Consider the following 5,369-nt stretch of genomic DNA (forward strand, 5'->3'; position numbering starts at 1 on the left):
CTATGTAGTCGGTCTGCCGGGGATGGAGATAACTTCATCTAGGTCAGAGGCGAAACCTCGTAAGAGAAAAACTAGGAATGCCAAATCGTGAGGTTTGGAAGCCCACACCATAATCTTCGATTTGGTGTGGGAGGATGTCACTCAGTCTATCGCTCTTGCCCACCTTACTAACATTCAGTCAGTTGAATTAGCTCACGGAGGTCAGATCCTGCTCAGACTCCTCGGCTTCAGGAGTTGAAGCGACTAACGCTTCTGGAGAAACAGGGATAGCAAAGTTATAGGGTTCAAAGACTTCTGATGAGGGTGTCTCTGTGATAATCGCTTCAGTGGGTTGGTTCTGACGGGCTTTAAATTTTTTCACAGCGACTAACCCTCCGGCTACGGCGGCGATACCAACACCAGCAATGCCGAATTTTTTGTAGAAGTTGATTTTATCGCCAACCAGACTAAGAGGTTCTCCAGAAGCATTTTGGGAAATACCCTTTTTGCCAAACCCACAAGGGAGGGCTTGAGTGGGGCTAATCGTTGCCAGAAATAGGCTACCTGTAACGGTTACGGTAGACAGGAGACTTGTGAAAAACAGTTTGGATTTAATCATGATTGCTAAGGGATATGGCTAATGAGGGACAAAAAGCTTATCTAACAGTGTACAGACCTGAGCTAATTATGGAATTATTATCCGATAGCAATTTCTCATTAAATATATAAATCAAACTCGATGATATCGCTGAGATTCTTGGCAACGCTGTCCAATGACAGGTTAGAACGCAACTTGGTATATGCAGCGCCACCTAGCCGGGAGTACGTCACAATATAAAAATATAAGAACTTCCCTCTCTTCCTATGGACTGGCAAGAACTATCTGGTAGCTGGGTTTTAATTCCGTCTCGTCCCGTTGGTATCGTGCATTTTTTGGGTGGGGCGTTTATTGCGGCTGCGCCCCAAGTCACCTACCGTTGGCTACTTGAGCAATTAGGGCGTCAGGGTTATTTGGTCGTGGCGACGCCGTTTCTCAATACCTTAGATCACGTTGCGATCGCCCGCGAAGTCCTCAACCGTTTTGAGACGACCCTCGATCGCCTCAAAGCCACAAGACTACTCAAGAAACAGTATTTACCGATCTACGGTGTCGGACATAGCATGGGGTGCAAACTGCATCTGCTGATTGGCAGTCTGTTTTCCGTGGAACGGGCGGGTAATATTTTGATTTCCTTCAACAACTACCCAGCGAAACAGGCTATTCCGTTTCTGGAACAGTTCAATATGCTGGATCAGTTGACGTTCCTCAAGCAGTTGAATATCAAGCCAGCCTTTGACGTTGAATTTACCCCCTCACCTCAAGAAACTAACGACCTGATTGCCCAGCAATACGCCATTCGCCGCAATTTACTGATTAAATTTATCAAGGACGAGATAGACCAAACGGCAATTTTATCCCCTGTGCTGCAACAACGATTTCCGAATATGGTTGTGCTACAAATGCTACCGGGAAATCACTTAACACCGTTGGGACAAGATGTCAATTGGAAAACGGGAGATTCCTTTACGCCATTCGATGCGATCGGTCAGTGGATGAAGCAAGGGGTTTATCGGGATTTAAATCGACTGAACTTGGAGATTATCCGCTGGTTAAATCCTTTGGCAGTGGGGTAAGGAATGGAGCGATTTGTTGGAGTGTAACTGCTTTGGGGAGAACCCTACTGGTTAGACCTATTATGGGAGTTTTCTGAGCAAATTCATCAGCATTTTTATTTAATCGCCGATGACGTGTTTCGGGATGATTCGATTCTGGAGGAGTTGGATAATAATGAGTTCCAGTTTCCCCCAGATCCCTACACAGCCATGGATTATCTCCAACCTATCCTGACGAAAAACCCCAAACATGGCGTTGCTCACTGGTACATGGCGCGGTGCTATCAAGCCCAAGGTCACAATTATAGTAGCAAAGGGCGGAAGGTTTACTAACAAGCTATCAAACATTTCCAGCAAGCGATTAAGTTTGACAATCAAAAAAATGGTCACTTCTGGTATGAATTTGGCTGCTTTTACCGAGATGCGATGCAGAAACCGACAGAAGCCCGCACCTGTTTTGAAAACTCCCTGCTTTGAAAGGGGGGAGAAAGGAGAGAATAAAGGTAGTAAAATAAGGGAAATTATTACATAAAGACGCTTCTGATATCACATTCGGAACACCGCTTCTTTCTTGCTCCCTTCTCCCCTGGTGGGAGAGGGGTTGGGGGTGAGGGGGTTTCACCTTAAGTTGACACCAATGCACGGAGCGTGCGCCCCTACGGGTATTACATTTTTCGCTCCATCTGAGCAAAATGTTCCAACAATAATCGGTGAATAAAAATATACCCTCCTCCCACCTTCTGTAAAAAAATTTGCTGCGTCGCATAATCCAGAAATCGGGCATAATTCCAGGGAATACAACCACTACAATACAGTACTAAACGTAACGTAAAATGCTGAATGCAAGCATTCCCTCTATGCTGAACTTTTCAACTTGCTGGAACCCGGTGGTATTTTTTGCAACTTAGAACACGTCGCCTCTCCCACACCAGCACTCCATGAACATTTCCGCGCTTGCATGGGGATTGCTGACAAACCAGACGATCCCTCGAATAAATTATTAGATGTAGAAACTCAACTGAAATGGCTACGAGAAATTGGTTATACTGATGTCGATTGTTACTGGAAATGGCTGGAACTGGCGCTTCTGATTGGTATAAAACCGAATACAACAGAAAAGCAATAGTAGAGACGCGCCATGGCGCGTCTCTACACTAGTCGGACATAGTGTTTAGGGGCGGGTTTTACCAATACCGTTCAGGAGAAAACCCCTACCTTAACCAAACCCGCCCTTGCTGAAGGTTAAATGTCAAGTGAACTCCTCTATCTTCCTCATCTTCTACATCTCCCCTATCTCCCTCATCAACTGTGAAAAGTTAGAAGCATTTACTGATTCCACACTTCATCAATAGGCGGTGGTTCAGGGGGTAGGGGGCGTGATGAAAGGGGCTTTTCGTTCGTCTCCGAGGACTGATTTAAAGTGTGCATCGGATTGTTACCCCGGATAGTCCCCACCCAATTATTTTGATTTTGGGGTGTCACTGTGGATAAAGCATTGCCTCGATCGAGCAAATAACTCAGATGATGTAGCCCTTCACACAACCGATGTAAATGAGCGCAACGATACTCCGCCGCTTGCCAATCTCCAGCTTCTAATGCTTCAGCGTATCCGCGCTGTAAAGCTCTAATGAGTCTGAGTTGGGTTTCAATGATGGGATAGTTTAGAGTCATTCCTTTAGCTTCTGTTCACAATTGTACTTGGTACATACCCCCTGATGCGCTAATCGCTTTGGACTAGGTTTCTATACTGATCGCGGTTTTTACTCGTTATAATGAAATACACCAATTTATCCCCCATCCCTTATCTCTCATGCTTTTCCTGTGAGCGGATTGTACCTCATCGAATCGCGAACCGCTTTATCCTGACTCAATCATAACCTAATAACTATTGGTCATATCAATGATTTGATTCAATTTATATTATGGATAAAACATCGTAATTTGATAGATTTCACCTGTTGCAGGAAAGACGAAGTTTCTGTCAATGAGTTATTGTACTTATGGGAGCATTGAGCTGTTGTCATACTCACGACGCATCCAGCAAGTTATGCTCTGGATTTCTTACCCCTGAAGATAAATCTATTAAGTTATCGCTAAGTTTAATAACTCCAAGATATAAATCAATTAGAGAATAATAATGCCATCGAAAATACTCTAGCTTGACCTGGATACGAGGCTTAGAACTATCACAAACGAGGAACATCAACTTCTGAGGGCTTGTGTTTAACTTCGATCTATTCCATCGTTCAGAACTTTATAGGTTGTAGCCGGATGATTTTTATCGATTCATCTAAAAATTAAAAACTATCTGATCTATTCTTTGCTGAGAGAGATTTAAGGCGGCATAATAAAGCCAGTGGGATGGCTAATACTATACCATCTTTATCAATGTTAAACCTAACCTCTGATCTCGAATGCAGCGAGTTGTCTTTTGTGACTTCGACGGTACGATTACGGCAGTAGAAACCTTTGCCGGGATGTTAAATGATTTTGCGCCTGAGGTATCTGCCCAAGTGATGCCCGAACTTTATGCTAAACGGCTAACACTACGGGAAGGTGTGCGCCGCGTCCTAGAATCGATTCCGTCCTCGCGATATCCAGATATCCTCACCTATACTCAATCTAAACCGATTCGTCCAGGTTTAGTGGAATTACTCGATTTTCTGGACGATCGCGGCGTACCGTTTGTGGTGGTTTCCGGGGGATTGCGGGGTATGGTGGAGACGGTGTTGGGTCGAGAAAAATGGGGAGGAACGTCGCTGATCGAACGGGTGGCGGCGGTTTATGCTGTAGATGTGGATACGAGTGGTGACTATCTCCAGCCATTGTCCGAGTTTGAGGGGGCTAGCAACTGTAACCTAATTTCTGATCGTATCTACTCACTTCTGCTCACTTTTGGGTAGAGATGAGTAGAGGTGATAAACATTCTCCCTGAACCGTTCTTGCCAGTTAGGGATAGCCTTCAATTTTTCCTTCTGCCCCTCATATCCCCGGAAGGCGATAACTTGCTTATCCAGGGGTTTCTTTAACTGTTTTTTCGCTCCTAACTTATGTCCTTGTTGAAAAGGCATTACCAACTCTAAGTGTATGTGTTAACGTATATATTATCGCTCACGCTACCAGCAAATGCTTTTGGGATTCAAGACAGAATTAAGACTGAACAATAAGCAGCGAACAGCATTAGCTCAACACGCTGGTGTTGCCAGACACTCATGGAATTGGGGATTAGGTTTAACCAAGCAGATACTCTTACACAATCGGGATAATCCAGAGGACAAAATCAAGTTTCCAACAGGGATTGACCTTCACAAGTGGTTAGTGGCACTGGTTAAACCGATTCATCCCTGGTACTATGAAGTGAGCAAATGCGCTCCTCAGTATGCACTAAGGCAGTTGGCTGAAGCCTGGAGACGGGCATTTAAAAAAACAAGCAAGCCGCCTCGATTTAAGAAAAAAGGGCGGGGCGATAGCTTTACCCTAGATGGGTCAATCAAACTTGACCATTTTAAAATTAGAGTTCCGGTTATCGGTTGGCTAAGGACCCATGAACGACTACCCGTCTGTTTGCCGCCCAAATCTGTGACCATTTCCAGAACGGCTGACCGATGGTTCATCAGCTTTAAACTGGACTATGAGCAAGTATACCGCCCCAAACCTCACCCTGTAGTGGGAGTCGATTTAGGCATAAAGGCGCTAGCCGTCTTGTCTACAGGCATCGTGGTAGAAGGGGCGAAAAG

The 5,369-nt window shown here is 44.9% G+C and carries 6 protein-coding genes and 3 pseudogenes; 5 read left to right on the forward strand and 4 right to left on the reverse strand.

Going from position 1 to position 5,369, the window contains the following annotated elements; translation table 11 throughout:
- Positions 1-187: 187 nt before the first annotated feature.
- Complete coding sequence (locus tag RIG27_RS03435) at positions 188-598, reverse strand: hypothetical protein (protein ID WP_446342458.1); 411 nt, start codon at positions 596-598, stop codon at positions 188-190.
- Between the two features lie 245 nt (positions 599-843).
- On the opposite strand from RIG27_RS03435, the gene RIG27_RS03440 reads away from it, so the two are divergent.
- Both RIG27_RS03440 and RIG27_RS03445 read left to right on the forward strand, forming a co-directional pair.
- A complete protein-coding gene (locus RIG27_RS03440; RefSeq protein ID WP_446342460.1) occupies positions 844-1,653 on the forward strand; it encodes a DUF1350 family protein in 810 nt (269 codons plus the stop codon).
- A gap of 114 nt (positions 1,654-1,767) precedes the next feature.
- Positions 1,768-1,965: a hypothetical protein gene (locus tag RIG27_RS03445; RefSeq protein ID WP_446342462.1), complete on the forward strand. Its 198-nt coding sequence runs from the start codon at positions 1,768-1,770 to the stop codon at positions 1,963-1,965.
- Positions 1,966-2,297: 332 nt separating this feature from the next.
- Here the strand turns inward: RIG27_RS03445 and RIG27_RS03450 are convergent.
- Positions 2,298-2,486 (reverse strand): annotated as a pseudogene (locus tag RIG27_RS03450) (NACHT domain-containing protein); the annotation flags it as partial.
- On the opposite strand from RIG27_RS03450, the pseudogene RIG27_RS03455 reads away from it, so the two are divergent.
- Positions 2,477-2,758: pseudogene (locus tag RIG27_RS03455) on the forward strand (class I SAM-dependent methyltransferase); the annotation flags it as partial. The pseudogenes RIG27_RS03450 and RIG27_RS03455 overlap by 10 nt on opposite strands.
- A 200-nt stretch (positions 2,759-2,958) precedes the next feature.
- Here the strand turns inward: RIG27_RS03455 and RIG27_RS03460 are convergent.
- On the reverse strand, positions 2,959-3,303 hold the full coding sequence (locus RIG27_RS03460) for a hypothetical protein (RefSeq protein WP_446342464.1): 345 nt from the start codon (positions 3,301-3,303) through the stop codon (positions 2,959-2,961).
- 743 nt (positions 3,304-4,046) lie between these two features.
- Between RIG27_RS03460 and RIG27_RS03465 the strand changes: the two are divergent.
- A pseudogene (locus tag RIG27_RS03465) lies at positions 4,047-4,475 on the forward strand (haloacid dehalogenase-like hydrolase); the annotation flags it as partial.
- 36 nt (positions 4,476-4,511) lie between these two features.
- Here RIG27_RS03465 and RIG27_RS03470 read toward each other — a convergent pair.
- Complete coding sequence (locus tag RIG27_RS03470) at positions 4,512-4,703, reverse strand: hypothetical protein (protein WP_446342466.1); 192 nt, start codon at positions 4,701-4,703, stop codon at positions 4,512-4,514.
- Between the two features lie 55 nt (positions 4,704-4,758).
- On the opposite strand from RIG27_RS03470, the gene RIG27_RS03475 reads away from it, so the two are divergent.
- Positions 4,759-5,369 (forward strand): RNA-guided endonuclease InsQ/TnpB family protein (locus tag RIG27_RS03475; RefSeq protein WP_446342468.1); only part of this gene is annotated, 611 nt, incomplete at its 3' end.

Source organism: Coleofasciculus sp. F4-SAH-05, from assembly GCF_040222985.1.
GTDB classification, from domain to species: domain Bacteria; phylum Cyanobacteriota; class Cyanobacteriia; order Cyanobacteriales; family Coleofasciculaceae; genus Coleofasciculus; species Coleofasciculus chthonoplastes.

Bases quoted from the DNA above. Each gene is read 5' to 3' on its own strand.
- RIG27_RS03435 (WP_446342458.1), bottom strand. From the start codon at position 598: ATGATTAAATCCAAACTGTTTTTCACAAGTCTCCTGTCTACCGTAACC.
- RIG27_RS03440 (WP_446342460.1), top strand. From the start codon at position 844: ATGGACTGGCAAGAACTATCTGGTAGCTGGGTTTTAATTCCGTCTCGT.
- RIG27_RS03460 (WP_446342464.1), bottom strand. From the start codon at position 3,303: ATGACTCTAAACTATCCCATCATTGAAACCCAACTCAGACTCATTAGA.
- RIG27_RS03470 (WP_446342466.1), bottom strand. From the start codon at position 4,703: ATGCCTTTTCAACAAGGACATAAGTTAGGAGCGAAAAAACAGTTAAAG.